Source organism: Bartonella sp. LB28NMGDW, assembly GCF_042194435.1.
GTDB classification, from domain to species: domain Bacteria; phylum Pseudomonadota; class Alphaproteobacteria; order Rhizobiales; family Rhizobiaceae; genus Bartonella; species Bartonella grahamii.
Genome location: NZ_JBHIMX010000001.1, coordinates 128040 through 151810, shown reverse-complemented (window position 1 = coordinate 151810; position 23771 = coordinate 128040). Strand labels below are relative to the sequence as shown.

The 23771-nt window shown below is 36.9% G+C and carries 15 protein-coding genes; 2 read left to right on the top strand and 13 right to left on the bottom strand.

Going from position 1 to position 23771, the window contains the following annotated elements:
• Positions 1 to 779: 779 nt before the first annotated feature.
• The 4 genes from ACFIKG_RS00625 to ACFIKG_RS00610 all read right to left on the bottom strand — a co-directional run bounded on the left by ACFIKG_RS00625 (position 780) and on the right by ACFIKG_RS00610 (position 6613).
• Positions 780 to 1982, bottom strand: coding sequence for a pyridoxal phosphate-dependent aminotransferase (locus ACFIKG_RS00625; RefSeq protein WP_375651558.1), 1203 nt, complete (start codon positions 1980 to 1982; stop codon positions 780 to 782).
• A gap of 323 nt (positions 1983 to 2305) precedes the next feature.
• Complete coding sequence (locus ACFIKG_RS00620; protein WP_012754908.1) at positions 2306 to 2515, bottom strand: cold-shock protein; 210 nt, start codon at positions 2513 to 2515, stop codon at positions 2306 to 2308.
• 246 nt (positions 2516 to 2761) lie between these two features.
• The gene (carB, locus tag ACFIKG_RS00615; protein ID WP_375651557.1) at positions 2762 to 6247 is read right to left on the bottom strand and encodes a carbamoyl-phosphate synthase large subunit; all 3486 of its coding nucleotides are present in this window, start codon (positions 6245 to 6247) and stop codon (positions 2762 to 2764) included.
• A gap of 237 nt (positions 6248 to 6484) precedes the next feature.
• Positions 6485 to 6613, bottom strand: coding sequence for a hypothetical protein (locus ACFIKG_RS00610; RefSeq protein WP_375651619.1), 129 nt, complete (start codon positions 6611 to 6613; stop codon positions 6485 to 6487).
• A 456-nt stretch (positions 6614 to 7069) separates the two neighbouring features.
• Between ACFIKG_RS00610 and ACFIKG_RS00605 the strand changes: the two genes are divergently transcribed.
• On the top strand, positions 7070 to 7594 hold the full coding sequence (locus ACFIKG_RS00605) for a methylated-DNA--[protein]-cysteine S-methyltransferase (RefSeq protein WP_375625817.1): 525 nt from the start codon (positions 7070 to 7072) through the stop codon (positions 7592 to 7594).
• Here the strand turns inward: ACFIKG_RS00605 and ACFIKG_RS00600 are convergent.
• The 9 genes from ACFIKG_RS00600 to thiC all read right to left on the bottom strand — a co-directional run bounded on the left by ACFIKG_RS00600 (position 7591) and on the right by thiC (position 19297).
• Complete coding sequence (locus tag ACFIKG_RS00600; protein ID WP_375625819.1) at positions 7591 to 9912, bottom strand: ATP-binding protein; 2322 nt, start codon at positions 9910 to 9912, stop codon at positions 7591 to 7593. The two genes, ACFIKG_RS00605 and ACFIKG_RS00600, sit on opposite strands and share 4 nt — an antisense overlap.
• Positions 9913 to 10198: 286 nt before the next feature.
• Positions 10199 to 12826: an aminopeptidase N gene (pepN, locus tag ACFIKG_RS00595; protein ID WP_375625056.1), complete on the bottom strand. Its 2628-nt coding sequence runs from the start codon at positions 12824 to 12826 to the stop codon at positions 10199 to 10201.
• A gap of 69 nt (positions 12827 to 12895) precedes the next feature.
• Positions 12896 to 13738, bottom strand: coding sequence for a uracil-DNA glycosylase family protein (locus tag ACFIKG_RS00590; protein WP_273788417.1), 843 nt, complete (start codon positions 13736 to 13738; stop codon positions 12896 to 12898).
• Positions 13739 to 14184: 446 nt separating this feature from the next.
• Positions 14185 to 14943, bottom strand: coding sequence for a hydroxymethylpyrimidine/phosphomethylpyrimidine kinase (locus ACFIKG_RS00585; RefSeq protein WP_375651617.1), 759 nt, complete (start codon positions 14941 to 14943; stop codon positions 14185 to 14187).
• Positions 14934 to 15539 carry a thiamine phosphate synthase gene (locus ACFIKG_RS00580; protein WP_375625055.1) on the bottom strand — a complete coding sequence of 202 codons (606 nt, stop codon included), beginning with the start codon at positions 15537 to 15539 and terminating at the stop codon, positions 14934 to 14936. Before ACFIKG_RS00580 ends, ACFIKG_RS00585 begins: the two co-directional genes overlap by 10 nt.
• The gene (locus tag ACFIKG_RS00575) at positions 15536 to 16309 is read right to left on the bottom strand and encodes a thiazole synthase (RefSeq protein WP_375625054.1); all 774 of its coding nucleotides are present in this window, start codon (positions 16307 to 16309) and stop codon (positions 15536 to 15538) included. Before ACFIKG_RS00575 ends, ACFIKG_RS00580 begins: the two co-directional genes overlap by 4 nt.
• Positions 16310 to 16313: 4 nt before the next feature.
• On the bottom strand, positions 16314 to 16511 hold the full coding sequence (gene thiS, locus ACFIKG_RS00570; protein WP_273791115.1) for a sulfur carrier protein ThiS: 198 nt from the start codon (positions 16509 to 16511) through the stop codon (positions 16314 to 16316).
• Between the two features lie 3 nt (positions 16512 to 16514).
• Entirely contained in the window at positions 16515 to 17465 is a 951-nt protein-coding gene (locus tag ACFIKG_RS00565; protein ID WP_375625826.1) for an FAD-dependent oxidoreductase, read from the bottom strand.
• A complete protein-coding gene (thiC, locus tag ACFIKG_RS00560; RefSeq protein WP_375651556.1) occupies positions 17462 to 19297 on the bottom strand; it encodes a phosphomethylpyrimidine synthase ThiC in 1836 nt (611 codons plus the stop codon). The genes ACFIKG_RS00565 and thiC overlap by 4 nt, the downstream gene beginning before the upstream one ends.
• Before the next feature lie 2556 nt (positions 19298 to 21853).
• On the opposite strand from thiC, the gene ACFIKG_RS00555 reads away from it, so the two are divergent.
• Positions 21854 to 22828 carry a phage tail protein gene (locus ACFIKG_RS00555; protein WP_375651555.1) on the top strand — a complete coding sequence of 325 codons (975 nt, stop codon included), beginning with the start codon at positions 21854 to 21856 and terminating at the stop codon, positions 22826 to 22828.
• Positions 22829 to 23771: the final 943 nt, after the last annotated feature.

Sequence of the window (23771 nt, the reverse complement as noted above, 5' to 3'; positions counted from 1 at the left end):
TCTCTTGATTATGTTGCCTCCCAGTGCATTTTCTTGAGTGTTCCCTTACGAAGATCTATCAGATTGATTTTATCTCTGAGGATTTTCCAAATTTGCCGGACAGATGTCCGGCTTTTTTTTATTTTTGAAAGAGCTCCTAGAAATTGCAATATATGGGAGGATGATAAGGAAAAAATTTCGAAATTTGTAGATATCCAACATTTTTTTAAGAATACTACAATTCAATAAGGAGTTTGAGAGAGATTTATCATGTTGTAGCATAAAAGTCTGTCTTTTAGGGACGTGATATAAAATATTTAAAACTTTATACATGAAGTGCTTTTTATTAGAGTGTGAGGTGAATATTTAAGGCAGGTTTTGTTCATAAAGCCTATGAAGTAAATCAAGTCGTTATTAGATAGAACTTAAAGGAAACTGGATTGTTTACATAACGACGGGAGGTGGCTTCTTCTTCATTTTAGGACCAAGAAGAAGCCGAGAAATAAAAAAGATTTGATTGTAAGGGCTCTTGATTATAAGGGCAATTGTATTTAAAAGTTCTCGATCTTTTTTAGAGTTATAAATTGAATGGAGAAAGCAGAAAAGGTTTTTCATCTTTCATGATAATAAACCGATTCATTTATTTGATCGCTAGATTTTTTTGATCTTTATCTACATGTGTTTATTCATGGATATTTTTACTGAATCGATTGATTCAGGTCATGATACAGTTTCCGATATTTTCTCGCCTATACTGACATTCGGCAAAAAAACGATCACAAGAGATGGTATTAAAAATTTTAAATTAAACTGTTGCAAAAGCGCTGTATACGTATACAAGCTTCTTCAAGTAATTCTTCTGATGTTGCATAAGAAATACGAAAAGCTGATCCAAGTCCAAAAGCAGATCCTTGGACGACAGCAACAGCTTCTGTTTCTAGAAGCGCTATGGCAAAGTCTTCATCATTCGTAATACATTGACCGTTGGGTGTTTTCTTTCCAATAAGTCCTGTGCAAGAAGGATAAACATAAAAAGCACCTTCGGGCGTTGGACAGTGAATGCCAGGAGCTTGGTTGAGCATGGAAACAACGAGATCACGGCGTTCTTGAAAAATACTTTTATTTTTAGCGATAAAGTCTTGTGGTCCATTGAGAGCTTCAACAGCAGCCCATTGTGAAATGACACTTGTTCCAGATGTCTGCTGTCCTTGAATGGTATCCATAGCTTTAATTAATTCTTGTGGTCCGCCTGCATAGCCGATTCTCCATCCCGTCATCGCATAGGCTTTGGAAACACCATTCATTGTGAGTGTACGCTCATAAAGTGCTGGTTCTACTTGAGCTGGAGTAACAAAGGTAAAACCCTCATATGTGAGATGTTCATATATATCATCGGAAAGGATGTAAACATGAGGATATTTTGCTAAAACATTTGTGAGTTTTTTCAATTCATTATGTGTATAAGCGGCACCTGATGGATTTGAAGGAGAGTTAAAGATGAACCATTTGGTTTTGGGGGTAATAGCAGCTTCTAGCTCTTGTGGTTGGAGTTTATAAGAAAATTCGGCTTTTGTTTCTAAAAAGACGGGCGTACCATCGTTGAGTGCGACCATTTCTGGATAACTTACCCAATAAGGAGATGGAATGATGACTTCATCCCCTTTATTTAAAGTTGCCATCAATGCATTAAAGAGAATCTGTTTACCACCGGTTCCAACAATAATTTGCTCTGGTTCATAATTGAGATTATTTTCTCTTTTAAACTTTGCAGAAATTGCTTGGCGCAATTCTGGAATTCCAGATATGGGAGGGTATTTTGTTTCTCCTCTTCGAATAGCTTCAATAGCCGCATTTTTAATGTTATCTGGGGTATCAAAGTCTGGTTCTCCAGCACTTAAAGCAATAACATCGCGCCCTAATGTTCTTAAATGACGGGCCTTTTGAGAAGCAGCAATTGTTGCAGAAGGTTTGATACGAGACAGCTTGTCGGCAATAAAAGCCATAATTTTAAATCCTTATATTATATCAACAAATGGTTATTGCTTTAAGGATATTCTATAAGAGATTATATTGTATGCAATAAAAAATTTCCCAAATACTCTTACACGGGCTTTACATTCTTCTTTTTTGAGATTTTTACAAGATAAACTCTTCTTAGATTTTATGAAAGTTTTTGAGGAAGTATAAGGGAGGTTTTATAAATTGTGCAAAGGAGATAAGCAGTCTTTATATTTTTACAAGGTAAAATGATGCTTCATACAAAATAAAAAAAATCTTCGTCGTTACAGACGAAGATTTTTAAATAAAATATTGCAGAATTTAAACTTTAAAGGGCTGCAAGATTGCCAGCGGCAAATTTTCCTGAACGACGATCTTGAAGAACATCATAGGAAATTTTTTGCCCTTCATTAAGACTGTTTAGACCAGAACGCTCGACGGCAGAAATGTGTACAAATACATCTGCACTACCATCACTAGGCTGAATAAATCCGAAACCTTTTGTTGTATTAAACCACTTAACTGTTCCTGTAGACATAGGAAACTCCTTAGAATATATAATTATATTGAGTATTGAAGCTTTCATTCCTTCAATACGGTTGTAGATCGAAATTAGGTGGGAGAAGTTTCGTCAAAAGTGCAGATCGCACAGGAAAGAAAGTCACGTAACCGAAAATTCGATGAAACCTCTATAAAAGTCTTTAGAACAAAAAGCAAGTCTTAATCAAATTTTATATAAAGAAAAAATAAGAAAACAGTGTACATTTTGCTGAGTAGAGAAAATTCAACTGAAATAACTTTGTAGTGAACGTACTTCAAGGCGCCTTTTTTTGAGTGCTTTGATCGCTTCTGCGACGGTTTCGGCTCCAGCTATTGTTGTATAATAGGGAACATTTTGCATAAGTGCTGCATAACGTAATGATTTTGAGTCTGAGATGGCACTGGCAGTGCTAGTTGTATTAAAAATCAATTGAATTTGGCGATTACGAATAGCATCTTCAATATGAGGATGCCCCTCTAGAACTTTGTTGATTTTTTTTGCTTCAACGTGGTGTTCGGTGAGAAATTTTTGTGTTCCACTTGTGGCGACAACAGAAAAGCCAAGCTCAGTTAAACGTTTTACAGGATTTAAGATGCGTTTTTTATCTTCATCTCTTACAGAAACGAACAAAGTTCCCTCTTTAGGGAGTTTTACACCAGCTCCAAGTTGGGCTTTAGCAAAAGCAAGCGAAAATTCATAGTCAAGTCCCATAACTTCACCGGTTGAGCGCATTTCTGGACCAAGAAGTGTATCAACACCTGAAAAACGAGCAAAAGGAAACACTGCTTCTTTGACGGCTATATGTTGTTTTTCCTGTAAAGAAGGTAATCCACCATAAGCTTGAAGAGCATCATGAAGCGTTTCTCCTGCCATAATACGTGCAGCCATTTTAGCAATAGGGCGACCAATCGTTTTTGCAACAAATGGGACAGTACGTGAAGCACGGGGATTGACTTCTAAGACATAAATGGTGTCATCTTTTATGGCATATTGTACATTCATTAAACCGCGAACATGAAGTGCTTGTGCTAATGCTTTGGTTTGGCGCTCTAATTCAGTAACTATTTTATTTGAGAGTGTATGGACTGGTAAAGAACATGCTGAATCACCAGAGTGGATACCAGCTTCTTCAATGTGTTCCATAATACCAACGATCAGTGTTTCTTTGCCATCACATAGACAATCAACGTCTACTTCAATTGCTTCTGTTAAATAGGTATCAAAGAGAAGCGGATTTTTACCAAGCAATATATTGATTTGTCCTGTTGTGTCGTTAGGATAACGGACTTTGATATCTTCTGAAATTAATTCAGGGACACTCTCAAGTAAATAATTTTGTAAACTACGTTCATCACGGATAATTTGCATAGCACGTCCTCCTAAAACATAAGAGGGACGTACAACCAATGGGAATCCTAGTTCGTGGGCAATGAGGCGTGCTTGTTCGATGGAGTGGGCAATACCATTTTGAGGTTGTGTTAAGTTAAGTTTAAATAACAGTTTTTGAAAGCGATCTCTATCTTCTGCTAAGTCGATAGCGTCAGGTGAAGTACCTAGGATGGGGATGTTGTGTTTTTCTAGAGCGCTTGCCAATTTCAAGGGTGTTTGTCCGCCAAATTGGACGATGACTCCAACCAAAACTCCTTTTTCCTGTTCTGCTTCTAAAATAGCGATAACATCTTCTGTTGTTAAAGATTCAAAGTAAAGGCGATCAGAGGTATCATAGTCAGTTGAAACTGTTTCAGGATTACAGTTAATCATAATCGCTTCAAAGCCTGCATCACGCAGTGCAAAAGCAGCGTGACAGCAACAGTAATCAAATTCAATACCTTGCCCAATGCGGTTTGGTCCACCGCCTAAAATAGCAATTTTTTTGCGTTCAGAAACGTGTGCTTCCGAGTGCTCTACACCTGCAAAGGGAACTTCATATGTTGAATACATATAGGCTGTAGGAGAAGAAAATTCAGCGGCACAAGTATCAATCCGTTTGAAGACGTGTTTAACATTCAGTGATTTGCGTAAAGCTGCGATATAATCGGGTTCTTTCCCTGTAAGGGAGGCTAATCGCGCATCTGAAAAGCCCATAGCTTTTAACATACGTAAGTTATCTGAGTCTTGGGGTAATCCATGAATGCGGATACGCTGCTCCATTTCAATGATGGAGGCTATTTGTTCTAAAAACCACGGATCAATTTTGCTAATTTGGTGTATCTCATTTAAGGGTAAGCCTGAGCGCATGGCTTGAGCAACATAGCGTAGACGATCAGGGCTTGGTATGGCAATGGCTGAACGTATAGAACTTTTTTCATCACCTTCAGCATGCTCTGGAATCACAATTTCATCAAGACCTGTAAGCCCTGTTTCAAGTCCACGGAGTGCTTTTTGTAACGATTCTTGAAAAGTGCGTCCAATTGCCATGACTTCTCCTACAGATTTCATCGCAGTTGTGAGGACAGGTGATGAACCGGGAAACTTTTCGAAAGCAAAACGAGGAATTTTTGTCACAATATAGTCAATAGAAGGTTCAAATGATGCTGGTGTTGCGCCACCCGTTATATCATTTTTTAATTCATCAAGTGTATAACCAACAGCCAGTTTAGCCGCTACTTTGGCAATGGGAAATCCTGTTGCTTTTGAGGCAAGTGCTGAAGAGCGAGAAACACGCGGATTCATTTCAATAACAATGAGGCGCCCATTTTCAGGATTGACAGCAAACTGTACATTGGATCCCCCTGTTTCAACACCAATTTCACGCAAAACAGCAATCGAAGCATTACGCATACATTGATATTCTTTATCGGTTAAGGTGAGAGCAGGTGCTACAGTGATCGAATCACCGGTATGAATCCCCATTGGATCAATGTTTTCAATAGAACAAACGATGATACAGTTGTCGTTTTTATCACGAACAACTTCCATTTCATATTCTTTCCATCCTAAAACACTTTCTTCAATTAATACTTCTGTTGTAGGCGAAGCTTCAAGACCACGTTCGATAATTTCGTAGAATTCAGAGCGGTTATAAGCGATACCACCACCAGTTCCACCAAGGGTGAATGAAGGACGAATAATAGCTGGAAGTCCAACAACATCAAGGGCTCGAACTGCTTTTGCTGTTGCATGAGCGATATAATGTTGTTTGCGATCAGCTTCGGTATGTCGCCAGTTGCGCTCAAGTTCTTCGAGTGCTTTGTCAAGCGCAGCACCAGAAAGCTTTGCTTTAAGTTCAGCACATGTTTTTGCGTGTTGTTGGCGATTTTCTTCTTTCAGTTCTGTTGCATTCGCTAACATAGAGCGTGGCGTTTCCAAACCGATTTTTGCCATCGCTTGGCGGAATAAAGCACGATCTTCAGCTTTATCAATAGCATCAGCATTGGCTCCTATCATTTCAACATGATAGCGGTCTAAAATACCCATACGCTTTAATGATAAAGCAGTATTGAGGGCTGTTTGTCCTCCCATAGTGGGCAAAAGGGCATCGGGACGCTCGTGGGCAATAATTTGGGCAACTATTTCAGGAGTAATGGGCTCTATATAAGTTGCATCAGCTAAATCTGGATCTGTCATAATCGTGGCAGGATTAGAATTTACCAAAATAATTCGATAACCTTCTTCTTTTAATGCTTTACAGGCTTGAGTGCCTGAATAATCAAATTCACATGCCTGACCAATGATAATAGGTCCTGCTCCGATGATAAGAATAGATTTTATATCTGTGCGTTTGGGCATGACTTTTTCCTATGACAAATATCTGTGTGCGATTGTTGCGGGCAAAATATTTCAGTTCTGAGGCTACAGTCATTTTATAAGTTAAGTGACAAAGAAAGTAAGCATTAAAATATCTTTTCCATGCTTTTTTTCATAAAATTGAAGATAATTTTTTTTGAGTTGAGTCATCTCGTCGGTCTATCAAAAGTATGATCTTTGATAAAAAAACAATAATAGTGCTCCAACAAATTAGAATATTCAAGCATACTGTGGAGCATAAAAAGCCGGAACATCTTTCCAGTCCATTGCTGGCATGTTTTGTGTTTTATGACATTTTTTGCTTAAGAGAGCACGCGCTTTTTCTGTTGCTTGTAAAACATAAGCCATTATTTATGGTTCGATGGGATTTCGTAAAATGAAATGGGAATCTTATCGTGTTGTTCCGTAAAATACTACCGTTTAGAGCTCTAATATAAGGTATGAAAATTTACCACATTAAGGTGTTTTTTGTTAGAGTATATGATAGAATTCAGGGCAGGATTTGTTTGTAGAGAGCTTGTGAAATAAACCATATGAAATGGTCTCAGTTGGAATCTGTTAGATAAAAAGCAAGATTGTTGATAGATCTTTTCTGGTTGAAGTTTCCGTTTTAGGGTAGGAAGGAAGTCAATCGATGTATGTTTCCATTTCATAAAAGGGCGAGAGTGTATTTTAATACAATGGCTAAGGAGATAATTTCAGAATGATTTTGTTTGTTGTTAAAAGATAGTGAATACTCTCTCTTTACTTTATGGATGATGTTCAAAACTTTTTAAAATATTTAAAAATATAAAGAAGGCTAAAATGCTGAACATTTCCCAAACGAGAATATTCTGTTTAAAAGATGTATCAATAGGAAAGCTTTTGGTGGCTAGGTCTCAAAAAGGGATTTGTTATATAGCGTTAGGAGACACTATAGAGCAATTATTACAGGGGTTTACGATACGCTTTGGTGATGCACAACAAGTTGTAGGTGACAATACATTTAAGAGAGAAGTTGCCCATATTATAGCCATGATAGAAACACCTAAGTTGGTCAAAAAATATAATTTTCCCTTAGATATAAATGGTACAGTTTTTCAACGACAAGTATGGGCAGTATTATGTGATATACCATGTGGTGAAACAATTTCATATGAAGTCTTAGCGTGCCGTATTGGTATACCGAACGCTTTTCGTGCCGTTGCTAATGCGTGTGCACGTAACGAATTGGCTGTTATCATTCCTTGTCATCGTGTTGTGCGTAAAAATGGTTTTATTTCAGGGTATCGTTGGGGATCCAAACGGAAACAGATTTTGCTACAACGAGAACAAAATGGAGGAATTTAATTTTGTGTGATGGGCATTATAATCGTTACAGTTGTCCCTTTCATTTCTTTTGAGGTAATTTCAAGTTTTCCTTTGTGGAGTTCTAGCAAGGAGCGTGAAATGGCTAAGCCAAGACCTGAGCCCGTGTGAGATTTAGTAAGCTGATTTTCAACTTGTTCAAAAGGTTGCCCAAGTTTTTTAATTGCTGATTGGGGAATACCAACACCTGTATCTGTAATTTTAAAAATAAGGCTGTTTTTTTTCTTGAAAGCGCAAACATCAATATTTCCGCCAGAAGGCGTAAATTTAACGGCATTAGAGATGAGATTAAGGAAAATCTGTTTCATAGCACGACCATCAACTTCAGCATGAAGTTCTGGCGTAATGTTTGTTGTAACAACAATATTTTTTTCTTGAGCTTGAGGCGTTAATGTCCGTACTGCTTCACTAATGATGGGCTCAAGATCGGTATTTTTACAATCAAGCGTAAATCTTCCAGCTTCAATTTTTGACATATCAAGGATGTCATTGATAAGGGTTAGAAGATGGGTTCCTGAATTGTAAATATCATGCATATATTCCTTATAGCGTTGTGAACCAAGAGGGCCAAAAGTCGATTGTAACATGATATCTGAAAAGCCTAGAATAGCGTTAAGTGGAGTGCGCAATTCATGGGACATATTAGCCAAAAACTCTGATTTAGCTTTGTTAGCACTTTCAGCACGCTCTTTTTCTGCCTTGAGACTTTTATTAAGTTTTTCAACTTCTGAGGCACGTTGTTGAGCACTTCCTCGAGCACGTTTGAGTTCTTGAATGAAAGAAAAAAGACGCCTTTCACTGTCTTCAAATTTTTCCTGTTGTTGTTTAAGCTCAGAAATGTCAGTACCAATACAAACCAATCCTCCGTCTTGGGTTCGCCGTTCGTTAATTTTGAGCCAACAACCATCTGCCGTTTGGCGAATACTGGTTAAGTTACCAGTACCATCATCTTTAAGGGGATATTCACTGAGTGCAGGGCGTGCCATGGCTTCGACGGTTGCACGTTGGATACCTGATTGTAGAATTTGTTTAGGAATAGCGGCATATTCGCAAAATTTGCTGTTGGACATGACTAAACGTCCTTCAGCATCCCACAAGACGAAAGATTCTGAAATATTTTCAATCGCATCACGGATACGAAGGTCGGCTTGCGCTGTTTGTTCAGCCAATTGTTGCTGTTCACTAATATCGAAGGAAATACCAACCAAATGGGGTTCTTCTTCTTCAGTAACTTCAGCACGAATACGCATCCAGACATAATGGCCATCGGCATGACGCATGGGAACGTTAATATCGATATGCTTTTTTTTACCACTCATTAATTCCTGAGCAAGATCAAAAAAATTCGCATCATTTGGATTGATAATGGCGCTAATTTGGGAAATTGAGAGCAATGCATCCTGAGGGATATAGCCGAGCATTTCGTACATTGCTCGTGACCAGTAGACGCGTCCACTTGCCATATTCCAATCCCATAGTCCACAGCGTCCACGCATCATTGCCATATCAATACGGTTTTGAATTTTTTCTGAAACAAGATCCGTTTTGCGTGCTCGTACAATTTGGTTGTAATAAGCATAAAGAAGAGCGAGGATAACGCCACTAGTTCCAATGAACAGAGTTATATTTAACGAGAGAATTTTCCGCCATTCCATGGCGCTATCTTGCATCTTTTCGCTAATGAATACGCCATATTGCCCATTTTCTGTTTGGTGAAATGAAGCAAGAGCAGGGGCATCTTTTCCTATTGTGATTTTCATAATTCCAATGTGCTGACCAAGAGATTGTAAAGCAATGCTGTCAGAGATAAAATCTTGCAAAGGTTTACCTAAAGCAATCTCTGAACTAGATGAAGCTAAGACATTTCCCTTTTGATCAATAATGGCGATCAGAGTGCTAGGATTAATAAGCTCTTGATTACGAAAAGTGGTGAGGATATTTTGTAAATGACTATGAGAAAGGGTAGAGACTTTTCCTTTCTGAGAAACAGCCAGTAAGTCATGATTAATTGTATTGGTAATATGAGAAGCTAAGAGAGTGATGGTAGAACGCGTGTTTTTATCAATAGTGTTACGCCAATCATAGAGTGATACAAAACGAATTGATGCAAGTACAATAAGAAATGCTACAATGACAAATGGAAGTGAGCGACGCAACCAAGGCTCAATAAAGAGAAGCTTTTGATAGGCAGAGCCAGAAAGCAGATGAATACGTTTTTTCTGCGCTTTATGACTTGGAGCGCTCGATTTTGAATCAGCATACACCTCCGTTGGCGCATGATATGCGTCCAATTTAGCCATTTCCAGTTCCTTTAATTATGGAATAATGTGATTTAAAAACTGCTTCGATATTCATAGTAACCCCATCGAGTGCAATGAATCAAAACAGGAGTCTTCTGTCCAGTCTTTTTTTTAAAAAAAATAATTTTACTTCTATGAATTTGGAATATGAAAAGGAAAAGGCACTTTAAACATGATCTATAAACAGGCTTAGATTGCCTGTTTATAGATTTAATGATGATCGAATAGTCTGTAGAATTTATTTAAAAAATATTATAGAATATTGATTTAAAATAATTTTTTCGTTTCAAGTGAGCAGACGGTTGATGATATCAGCGACATCACTTGATAACTTTGGTGCAGCAGCAATCATTTTTAATTCAGTTTCAAGTTTTTGTTGTCGAATGGGTTCTAATTGTCGCCAAGAGCGCATCGTTGTTAATAATCGTGAAGCGAGCTGTGGATTTTTTTTGTCAATTTCCAAAATAATTTGGCAAAGAAAATGATAAGACGCTCCATCCATCCTGTTAAAGCCCGTGAGATTGTTAGAGGCAAAGACACCGATTAGGGAACGCACACGATTGGGATTATCTTTTGAAAAGAGCGGGTGTTGCATGAGCTTTTGAACATTCTCGAGCGTTGATGCCCCTGCAACCATTGCTTGAATGGAGAACCATTTATCCATGACCAAAGGATCATGGTGATAGCGGTTTTCAAAATCATTTAAGGCATTTTGCGCCTGCTCACTTTCATTAAAACGCTTCACGAGAACAGCGATACTAGCCATACGGTCAGTCATATTATCAGCTGTTGCATATTGTGTGGCAGCACGATTTGGATTGGCCTCAGTAATGGAAAGATAATCCAGTATTATATTCTTTAATGCTCGCTTTCCAGCTTGTACAGTGTTTGGTGAATAGGGCTCTTTAGTTTGCATTTGCCCATAAAATTTTGTGAAGAGCCCTTGATGTGTATGCGCGAGCGAAGCTAAAAACTGATTGCGCACATGATGAATACGCTCTGGATCAATATTTTTACCAAGTGTGTGGGCAAGTTCAACTTCGCTCGGTAAACTTAAACAAAATGCACGAAACTCAGGTTCAAGACTTTCATCTGTAACGATAGCTTCAATCAATTTTATCAAAGCAGAGGGCATACCCTCTTTTGCTTTTGTTTCATCTTGAATGCTTTGAATCAAAGCTTGCGTCATTAAATGATTAAGAGATTGCCAGCGATTGATGTGATTGTCATCATGTTGTGCAAGAAAAATAAGTTCGCTTTCATTGAATGGAGTTTGTAGATTGATTGGTGCAGAGAAGTCTCTAAGCAGTGATAAAACAGGTTTTTCACGCAGACCCTTTAATGTAAACGTTTGGTTTTCCTTGGATAAAAGCATAACGTTTGATTGAATATCTGTATCCGCTTCATAGGTGAGGTTTTCTCCATTAGGTCCTAACAAGCCAAATAATATAGGGATAAGCATGGGCTTTTTTGTATTTTGTTGTGGGGTTGCCGGAATATGTTGCTTTGCATGAATTGTTAAAACACCATCGCTATAATGACTATCGATTTCTACATTTGGTGTTCCAGCTTGTTCATACCACAACATGAATTGGGAAAAGTCTTGACCAGATACTTCAGCAAAACAGGCGATAAAATCTTCAATTGTACAAGCTTGTCCATCATGACGTTGAAAATAAAGATCAGTACCTTTACGAAATAGAGAGGGTCCTAAAATAGTCCGTATCATGCGAACAACTTCGGCACCTTTTTCATAAACAGTTGTGGTGTAAAAATTATTAATTTGGCTATATTGACGAGGACGTACAGGATGCGCAAGAGGTCCTGCATCTTCTGCAAATTGCGTCGCTTTTAATGCTTTTACATTTTCAATTCGTTGTAGGCTGCGTACATTTTGATCTGATGAAAATTCCTGATCACGATAAACAGTGAATCCTTCTTTTAAACAGAGTTGAAACCAATCGCGACAGGTAATACGATTACCGCTCCAATTATGGAAATATTCATGTGCAATGACACGTTCAACATTTCTATAATCCTGATCGGTTGCTGTTTCAGGATCTGCCAGAACATATTTATCATTAAAAACGTTAAGTCCCTTGTTTTCCATTGCTCCCATGTTAAAGTCGGACACTGCAACAATATTGAAAATATCAAGATCATATTCGCGCCCAAAACATTGTTCATCCCAACGCATGGAACGTTTAAGAGCATCCATTGCATAGGTTGCGCGTTTGGTTTTTCCTTTTTCCACATAGATACCAAGCTCGATACGTCGTCCAGATACAGTTGTAAAATGATCTTCTAACTTATCAAGATCTCCACCTACTAAAGCAAAGAGATAGGATGGTTTGGGATAAGGATCTTCCCAAATGGCAAAATGGCGATTATTCTCTAAAGTTCCTGTTTCCACCAGATTACCATTTGAAAGCAAGATTGGGATTGTTTGGGAATCTGCCTCAATTTTCACTCTATAGGTAGAAAGAACATCTGGGCGGTCGTAAAAATAAGTAATACGACGAAAACCTTCCGATTCGCATTGTGTGCAATAAACACCATTTGAAAGATAAAGGCCCATAAGTTGGCGGTTGCTTTCAGGATTCAGTTCCGTAACCAATTTCAATGTAAAAGGAGCTGCTGGTGGCGTTGTAATTTCTAAACGTGAAGGCGTCACTTTATAAGTGTTTGGGGCTAATGTCTCATCATTAATAGAAACGGAAATTAAAGTAAGATCATCACCAGAAAGAACAAGAGGTGTTAATTCTTTTGTATTGTGACGGGACTCAATAGACAATATGGCTGTAACATAGGTTTTTGTTGGTGCCAATTGGAAGGAAAGTTGTGTTTTAGGAATAACGTAAGGGGTTGGCTGGTAGTCTTCCAAACGATAAATAGGTGTTGTTGGCTGTTCCATAGTTTTTCCCATTCATATTTTAAGAGTTAAAGAAGGTTTTTAATTTTAGAGTCAAAGAAGATTAAAGAATTACAAAAGGCTATCGAGGCGATTTTTTACTTCTAAGAAGTCTATCCATGTAAGTTTTTTTTGACTAGGGGTTCGGAGAAGGTAGGCAGGGTGGAAAGTTGGCATAACAGGTATTTTTATATTATCCTCACTTTCATAAATATGCCATTTCCCTCGTGTTCGGATAATCCCATTTTGAGATCCCGTAAGAAGCTGTGCAGCAATGCCTCCCAGTGCTATAAGTACACGAGGACGCGCTAGATAAATGTGCCGTTCAATAAAAGGGCGGCACAAGGCGACTTCTCTTGGTGTTGGTGTACGATTTCCTGGTGGACGCCAAGGAATAGTGTTGGCAATGTAAACATTATTCCTTGTTAAGCCAATTGATGCGAGGATTTTATTAAGCAACATTCCTGCTTTTCCCACAAAAGGAATTCCTTGTATATCCTCTTCTCGTCCTGGTGCTTCGCCTATAAGCATCAGGGGGCTTCCTGCTGTTCCATCTGAAAAGCAGGTATTTTTTGCTGTCAATTTTAGTGAACAGCCATTAAATGCAAGGAGAGCAGATTTTAATTCATCAAGTGTTTTTGCATTGTTTGCACTCTCTATAGCTGTGGGTTCATTTTGTATAGCCCCCCTAGAGTTATGCAGCGGACGATGATCTGATTTTACGGTGGGAGATGTTTTGGGAGATGTTTGTTGATTATGAGAAATGTTCACGACAGATATTAATTTGCTCTCTGAACAAGCAGACTGCTTAAAACGATTAATAGGGAAATCTGTCAGAACAGCATCCGCACCACTTTCTTTATAAAAGTTTAAGAGTTCTTCATAGGAAATTGAGCACGGCGTTTGATTTAACATTTTATTTTTTCTAATGATCTAGCAACTATAGATCAAACAAAATTATCCTTCAAGTTTTATAAATGTATTCGCTAGCCATTAATGTACAAGAACGCTGATAGGATTCTCTCTTTTCACAAAAAAGGCAAATCGTAAAATGCGAGTGTTCGCGATTATATACATCTTTAAATGTACAATTTGTTTAAATTACGCTATTTTAAATTTTTAAACAGACTAAGTTCTTTATAATAAAAGAATTCTCTACTGAATGCAAGTGGTATGATAACATTTTTGATCATTATATTCTATATTTAATAATTAATGAAAGTTACTTTTATAGTATTTTATTTATAAAATTAAGTATATTTTTTTATTATTATATTATTTTTAATAATTTTTATTAAAAAATATTAAATATATTAATGAGATATATAAATATTACTTTTATATGAAAAAATACTAAGACTTTACAAACTGTTTTTACAATGGTTTAAAAGTAATGTGTGGGTATATGCTTTTGCTTTTTTTACCGCTTCAGTCATAGATTCATTTAACGCCAAATGCGCAGCAATAGCGCTGGAAAGGGTACAACCTGTTCCTCGCATTGTTCCTTTTAAGCGTGGCGCGGAAATATGTAGAATTTCAGTTTTATTAATAAAGCTATCTGTTGCTAGATGTCCCTCTGCATGTCCCCCTTTTACTAAAATAGATTGAGCTCCCAATGACAAAAGTTTTTTTGCTTGTTGTATTGCTTGCTCATCATGAGATGCCAATGGACTTTGGCTAAGAAGAGCAAGTTCTTCTCTATTCGGTGTTAAAAGAGTAACATGAGAAAGCAGTTTATCGATCATCGTGTCGATGATTGTTTCCGTTGTTAGTTTTCCTCCTGATGAAGCGACAAGTACGGGGTCCAAAATAACTGGGATATGGGGATAGTCTTTGAGTACGTTACAGATTGCTTCTATAATTGCTTTTGTCCCCATCATACCGATTTTTATTGCGCTTATTGGATTTGCTTCTAGGGCAGCACGCATTTGCGCAGCGACGAGGTCTTCACGCATTGGAATGATTTCGGCAACGCGATTATCATCTTGTACGTTAACACAAGTGATTGCTAAATTTGCTTTTATTTGAAAATGTGCAGCGGTTTCTATATCACGAACAATACCGGCACCTCCTGTTGGATCTGTGCCTGCAACAATAAGAATGGAAGGTATCAACGCCATATTTGTGTCACTTTTATCCACTGTTGGACACGCTCTTCAGGTTTTTTATGGAGGATAATATCAGTCACAACAGCAGCACTATTTGCTCCCGCTTTTAAAACACCAACTGCGCGTTCTGGTGTTAAACCACCAATGCCCACCAAAGGTAAAGCACCAATCCGCTTTCTCCATTGTTTGATTTTTTCTAGTCCTTGCGGCATCCATTTCATTTTTTTTAAGATTGTCGGATAAATAGGACCAAGTGCAATATATTCAGGATTAACAGAGAGTGCGATATCCAATTCATGTTCATCGTGTGTACTAAGACCAACTTTTATACCACTTTTACGAATTGCGTGAAGATCAGCATTGCTTAGATCTTCTTGTCCCAGATGAATAAAATTGCACTTTTCATCAATTGCTATTTCCCAATGATCATTAATAATTAATTGTGCTCCCAATTTATTGCATATGTTTTTTGCGCGCTTGATATGTTGACGGATTATTTGTTGATTTTCATGTTTCATACGCAATTGTACGAGCTTGATGCCAAGAGGGAGCAAACGTTCAACCCAATCAGCGTTATCAACGATGAGGTAAAATGGATCCAGTTTCATGAAAATACTGCTTTTCCAATGACTGGCGTTGAAGGGACTGCCACATTGCGTGCTTCGATCATGCCAGCTTTATATCCCATACGTCCTGCTTGAACAGCTTTAGAAAATGCTTCAGCCATTAAGACAGGATCACCTGCTTTAGCAACTGCGGTATTAAGCAGTACTGCATCGTAACCGAGTTCCATCGCAATGGCGGCATGTGATGGGCGTCCAATGCCGGCATCAATAACAAGAGTAGCATCCGGAAGGTAAGCACGGATAGAACGCAATCCATCAGTATTATGAGGTCCTTTGGCAGAACCAATAGGAGCACACCAAGGCATAATAACACGGCAACCAATGTCAAAAAGTTTTTCAGCAACAATGAGATCATCCGTTGTGTAAGCAAAAATTTTGAAACCTTCATTGTTTAAAATTTGAGCTGCTTCGATTAAGGAAAAAATATTTGGCTGTAAGGTATCTGAATTACCGATAATTTCGAGTTTAATCCAAGCTGTTTTAAAAAGATCTCTTGCTAATTGGGCTGTGGTTACGGCCTCTTTAACAGTATAACAACCAGCAGTATTAGGAAGCACTTTTACCCCAAGTCCTTGAAGAAATTGCCAAAATTGTCCACCTTGTTTTCCACCTGCAGTTTCACGGCGCAAGGAAACAGTTACAATTTCCGTATTCGATTTATGAATAGCATCACGAAGGATTGCTGGTGAAGGATATTGCGCTGTACCTAATAGAAGACGGGAAGAGAATTGTCGTCCATAAAGATTCAGCATAATTTTAGCCTCCTTGCATTGGGCTTAAAATTTCAATTTTATCTCCTTCATGCAAGACAAATTGGCTTCGTGCATCTATGGGAACAACTTCAGCGTTAACAGCAGTTGCAAGCCAATTTCCTTCATACCCCAATTCTTCAAGCAAGAGACCGAGAGTCATAACTTCTGTTTGGACTGTTTCACCATTAACAAATATTTGCATGCTTTATTCCAATGCCAATTCCATTGCTCGTTTTGCCATTTCTGGAGACAACAGAAAACCATGTCTATAAAATCCATTAATAGAAATAAAGTTACCATCTTTATGCACAGAAGGGAAGTTATTAGGATAACATGGACGAACACCAACGCCAGATTCAATAATTTCTGCTTCAGCAAAAGCAGGATGTAAAGTATAAGCCGCGTTGAGCAGTTCCATCATTGATCTCACTGAGATTGCACCATCAAAGTCACTTTCAATCATCGTTGCACCAATCATAAAAATATTATCTTGTCGAGGTACAATGTAGAGAGGAAACCGTGGATGAAGAAGACGAATTGGACGCGAAATTTTAATATCGGTGCAGCGCACGAGAAGCATTTCGCCGCGTACGCCCCGTATATTTTTATCTTTTCCTAAACGTGCTATTCCTGTCGCATCAATAACAATATCAAAATTTGTTTCAGCCGTCTCTACATCAACAAAACACGCTCCATTGTTGAGAAGCTTTTCTTTTAAAGCCATAAGTGCTTTGCGAGGATCAATATGGGCTTCATTTTCATAAAAGAGTGCACAGTTAAAACGTTCCGCAAGATCTGGTTCAAGATGAGCTATCTCTATATTATCTATGGTTTTGTGATTATGCGTGCGTCCAGAAAACCGTTCAAGCTCTCCTCTATCTCGTGTAGGTGCAACCACTAAAGTGCCTTTTTGTATGACAAGGTTGGGAAGCGTTTTACGCCACCACTGTATAGCTTGTATACCAAGATCTTCAACAATCTGTTCCGCATTTTCTCTCTCACAGTAAGGTGCGAGCATTCCTCCTGCATACCAACTAGCACTTCCTATAGGAGAATGAGGGGGAGCCGATATAGTAACAGAAACACCTTTTTGCTGTAATATAAAGGCAACGGTTAAGCCGCCTACACCTGCACCTTTGATAAGAATGTTCTTCAACTGTTTACTTTCTTTTTTTGAGGAGAAATGATTTCCATATAAAGATCACCATTTTTTCGATATTTTTCGGCCATGGCGATCATACCTTCCCCTTTTGTTTTTCTTATTGCTGCTGCCTCACGAATATCATGAGAAATACGCATAGAACAGAATTTTGGTCCACACATGGAACAAAAATGTACCAATTTATGGGCTTCTTTAGGCATTGTTTCATCATGAAAGGCACAGGCTGTTTCCGGATCAAGAGAAAGGTTGAATTGATCATGCCATCTAAAATCAAATCGTGCACGCGAAAGAGCATTATCGCGCAATTGTGCTCTAGGCAAACCTTTGGCAAGGTCAGCGGCATGAGCAGCAATTTTATAAGTGATCACACCAGTTTTTACGTCATTTCTATCGGGGAGTCCTAGGTGTTCTTTAGGTGTTACATAACACAACATAGCTGTTCCAAACCATCCAATCATAGCGGCACCAATTGCTGATGTAATATGATCATAACCAGGAGCAATGTCGGTTGTAAGAGGTCCCAAAGTATAAAAAGGCGCCTCATGACAGAGATCTAATTGTTGCTCCATATTTTCTTTAATTTTGTGCATTGGGACATGCCCAGGACCTTCAATCATAACCTGTACATCTTTTTTCCAAGCAATTTTTGTCAATTCTCCCAAAGTTTTAAGCTCTGCAAATTGGGCTTCATCATTGGCATCGGCAATAGAGCCAGGGCGCAATCCATCCCCCAAGGAAAGAGAGATGTCATACGTGCGTGCAATATCACAAATTTCATCAAAATGTTCATAAAGAAAACTTTCTTTGTGATGCTGCAAGCACCATTTTGCCATAATAGAACCACCTCGTGAAACAATACCTGTTACCCGATCAACGGTCAAAGGGATAAAAGGTAATCTTAATCCCGCATGAATGGTAAAATAATCAACACCTTGCTCTGCTTGCTCAATAAGAGTATCACGGAAAATATCCCATGTTAGGTTTTCGGCAATACCCTGTACTTTTTCGAGTGCTTGATAAAGTGGAACAGTTCCAATAGGAACAGGGGCATTTCGAATAATCCACTCACGAATATTATGAATATTTCGACCTGTTGAGAGATCCATAACTGTATCTGCTCCCCAGCGAATGGCCCAAACCATTTTATCAACTTCTTCTTCCATAGATGAAGTCACTGCTGAATTGCCAATATTAGCATTAATTTTAACACGAAAATTACGCCCAATAATCATGGGTTCGCACTCTGGATGATTAATGTTTTGTGGAATAATGGCGCGTCCACAAGCAATTTCATTGCGAACAAATTCGGCAGTATAAATTTCTGGTATTGATCCAGCAAATGTTTCATTTGATGGTACATTTTGCTGTTCTTTTACTGCTAATCCTTCATTTTCTCGTATAGCCACATATTCCATTTCTTCGGTAATAATGCCTGCGCGCGCGTAAGCCATTTGTGTAATTGCTTTGCCATTTTTTGCTCGTAAAATGGGACGTTTTTGTTGAAAGGTTGGTGTAAGGTTTTTATCAGAAGCCAATCCATTATCTTCAGGTTTAACTAATCGTGCAGGATAAGTTTCAGTATCATCCCGCTTAGAGAGCCAAGGCAAGCTAATTGCTGGCAAGCCTTTTGTAATATCAATGATCATATCTTTATCTGTGTAGGGGCCAGAAGTATCGTAAACTTTTAAAGGTTTCTCACCACTGCCATCAGTCAGTGAAATTTCACGCAATGGTACGCGCACATCAGAAAAGATAGGACTTTGTTGATAAATTTTGCGTGAAGCGGGAAAGGGGTTACAACTGATTGATGGAGTATTTTTCTGCACAAACTTTTTCCTTATAGATACAGAGTTCAAAAATAGGTTGCGATGTTAATGGAGATATATTCAAATTATCAATTACGAGCATTCGGATGAATAGAAATAGTATTTGCTTTATAGCAAAGCAAACCGAATAAAGCTCAAGAAAATTTATTTTGAAAAATTGATACAATATCTATTCTAATATTTGCATGCCTCCTCCCATTTAAAGTATTTTTTTAATACGAATATGGTTGGCTTAAATATCTATATTGTCAATCATAAAAATATATTTAAATGATTTTGGTGTGTTTTTTAAGAGTGAAAATAGATATTATGAAGTGATAAACTATGATACTGAAGCTTTTATAAACAAGAATAAAGTTAAAAACGGATTATCAAGGAAAAATTAGATAGTTTATAGCTCTGATCGAGATTTTTTTCATATTAAAATAATAACTCAGAATACCATAAGATTCTTTCATCATACATCTTTTCATATAAAATCACTTCTTGCACGTCATCAGTGGGAGCATATGGGGCAAAATACTTGAAGAAAGGAAGCGAAAAGTCATACATGAACATTCTCAGATGCGAGGATGATCGCAATGTGGCGACCAACAAAATTGTATAATGGGTTCCAGCTTGTATCTTCAAAAGCTTAAAGATGACGATCTGTAATGGCTTTCTATTGTATCATTGACGTGTGCTATCGTAAAATGAACAGAGTATATTTTGAGCAATATTTCTTTAAAAAGTGCGTGATATGCAATATCATTATATTTTGTGTGGGGCATTCTATTTTTCATGAGGAGATATTCCCATTAAGAATGCGATAAACAAAAATGTGAAACAATACTTAATCTTTATTATTAAAAAATGATGATGAAAATGAACAAAGGCTTTTCATCTTGAAATTTCATCAACACTTTTAAAGAGTTGGAAGAGAGAAAGCAAAAGGATGTATCTCAGCATAAAGTACTACTTAAATTCATTTTCTGAGACATAAAGCTCTTTGTTTTCAAGGTAAAGGTACTCAAGAGTCATGTGATATCGTGCAGTAATATTACAGATAAGAAATCACTCATTATATACAAAAAGATATACAAAAAGCTTTCTAATTATAATGAAGTGCTCTTATTTATTATAATACAACAAGAGAAAAATTGAGTAAATTCGCCTCAAAAAAATTTTTAAACACTAAAATAGGGAATAAATAAAACAAACGCAAACAAAGAATTATTATAATAATGATTATCAAAGCCAAAAACCAATTTTGGAATAGGTAAGGAATTATGAGGAAGAGTAACCAAATTCCCACTAATATTGCTATTATTAGCAATGTTACAATTGGTAGCCATATAAAATCTGCAGCTATACAGGAAAAGATGATTGGTATACCCCAGAGATAGACAAATGTGTTAACAAGAGACTCATAGATAAATTCGTTAGTGAATTCTTTATCTAAACTATCATAGCATTCTATAATTGCTTTGCATTGTTCCACTAATATCATAAAACTCGTTATGAACACTATGAAAGATATAAAAAATAGCTTATCTTTTAGATCTTGTTAAAAAAATCATTTTTAAGTAGTTCAATTATACTAAATAATGAGGTAAACGCTGGAAAGAATAGAGAAGAGCACCAATAATTGCAAGATGTTGTTGAGAATGATTTATTATTCTTGCAAAAAAAATATACATATAATAACATATATAGAAATATGCTAAATGCGGGAGGGGAGAATTTGGTTACGGGGCATTAAAAAAACAAGGGTATTGTTCATAAAAATTGGGGGAGGGTGCTAGGTTATGTTTTTTAATGTTTTCCGGATCGGATACAACCTTCAGATGTGGTGAAGGTGTGTGGTATTTCATTTCCAGTTCAATGAAAGTGTGAGGAAATGGCCATATTGAGTATATTCTCTATGGTGCATTTAGATTGAACAAAAGCCTGTTCAAAAAAACATTGGTGCTGACCTTGTAACACAATTTCAGGAATAAATTGAATAAAATAGAACAAAGCATTTGCATGTGAATAAAAACATAATGAAGCATGCAAAGAATTTAAAGCTAACTTTAAAATTTTAATACAAGTGATAGCCAAAAGATAGAGTTTCCTTGTTTTAAAATATCAACGAGATAGATTTAAACTATTGAAAAAAATAAAAAAGATAATGCTTAAGTCAGAAACTTTCTATGTGGATGATAAGTTATTACATTCGATAATGGTTATATGAAATCCATAATAAGGAAAATTTTGAACAGTATTTATAAATTTTGCAACAAGATGCAAGATTTGAGAAATATTTATATAACAACAGCAAAGCAACAAAACAAGATATTAAGTAACATCAGATGAGGTGGTTACATCACACATTAGAAGAGAAAACATTAATACTAATGTTATGAAAAGCATCTGGTGAATTTAGGTTATTAAATTATAAGGAGTGAAGAGAGGTAAAATGCGTAAATACGGATGGTGCAGTGATTATGATGTACCAATCAACAGTGGCAGCACATTTTAGTGCACAGAACGAGAATTTGTTAGAAAAACTATGAAAATAATGGGGGATTTATAATGTCTAATATTTACAATTGGTCTCTAAAGGCTGATGAAAATGCTTATTCAGATAGTATCATTAATTGGGCAGAAGGTCAGCCGCCTAGTTCTGTTAATGATAGTGCACGGGCGATGATGCAGCGCGTGCGTGAATATCTTGCAGATAATGGTGGATCTATTAATTCAAGCTTTACAGTAAATGTGGAAGATAAAACAACATTAATTACCTTAAAGACAGTTTCGCCTATAAAAAAATACAACAATGATATCATCATACGTTTTAAAGCTTGTGGTGTAAATATTGGCTCGACAAAAATAACTGTTAATAATATAGGAGAAAAGCTTATCTATAAAGCAACTGATGCGGGGGTTATACCATTAGAAGGTGGAGAATTTCAAACAGATGGCATTTATGAAATGGTATACAATAATGGTGTTTTAATAAAAGAGCATGAGGGGTGGTATTTATTAAATCCTACACCACCAAAGATAGAAAGTTTTCCCTCTGGATTTATTGCAACATTTGCTATGCAAAATATGCCAAATGGTTGGCTTTTGTGTGATGGTAAGGCCTATAAGCGTGAAGATTATCCGCAGTTATTCAACGCAATAGGTGATAAATGGGGAAAAGACAGCAATAAAACTTTTAAAGTTCCTGATTTTAGAGGCATGTTTTTACGCGGCTTTGATAATGGTCGGGGGTTAGATGGTGGTAGAAAATTTGCAGATGAACAACAAGATAGCATAAAGTCGCATACGCATATTGGGAGTATTGAAAATGCAGGCGAGCATGCGCATAATTTTGAGTATAAAGGAGTTGGATGGCCAGTTGGTGATATTGGGAGACTACCGAACCATTATACCTATAATGCGACCCTGAAGGGGAGAACAGGTTCTGCTGGCGCACATACACACAAGGTAACTCTTTCCCATACGGGTGAGGCAGAAACGCGTCCTGTTAATGCAACCGTTGTCTATGCTATAAAATCATGAGTATGTTTGAGTAATAATAATCTATACACCCTGATAATTTTTGTTAACGCGGAGCAATTCCGCGTTATTTTCATATGCATATGAAGAGGAAGTCTATACTGTTAATAGGATACTTGAGAGAATCAAAAAAACAATTTAAAAATGATTGAAAGAAAGAGTTAAGGATATAATTTATTATAAGAAAAAGAAAATCATAACTTTTTTATAATTGTATGATAACATAGGGAAAATGTATTAAATCATTTAAACTGTGCCATGAAGAGATCTGGAGATATATTTGTTCATAAGGTGTTTTGATAGGGGATAAGGTGATAAAATTATTCAACCTGAGGCATAAAAAGTACAATATTTTTAACGTTTTTTGTGTAAAAATAGCATACCCCTGTATGAGTTAATTTATCTCATAAAGATATCTCTCATCTTGTTGTCCATTTCATTTCTTTGCATTGCTATGGTGTAGGCTTTATCTGTAAATGATAGTATTCCTTGAGTGGAATCATCGTTATGCTTGTGAAGCAGCAGACAAATGCTATCTCTCTCCTCATTCCTATATTCCGCATTGTTTTTGTATTAGGGGGCTTACAAGAAGCGTTATTGATTTTATTTTAAAGTTTTTATTCAATAGTTTAATTCTTTGTGATATGCCAATAAACGATTTTTTAAATAGAGAGAGAAAAGTAAAAAATATCATTATAAATCAATATTTATTTATACAAAAAGCTAAAGTATATGTGTTATAAAGAAAATATTACCATTAAAGCTACAAATAAATTTTTATAGATGGGAGAAAGGTACTTGATTTCTACATAGTCCTTAGAAGATATAAATAATACACCCCATTATTATAACAAAGGCATTTGTACGCATTTCTTGAAACATTTTTATAAAGATAAAAGTGATAGAAAGAGTGGAAAAACGCATATTTATGTTGTATAAATTCGTA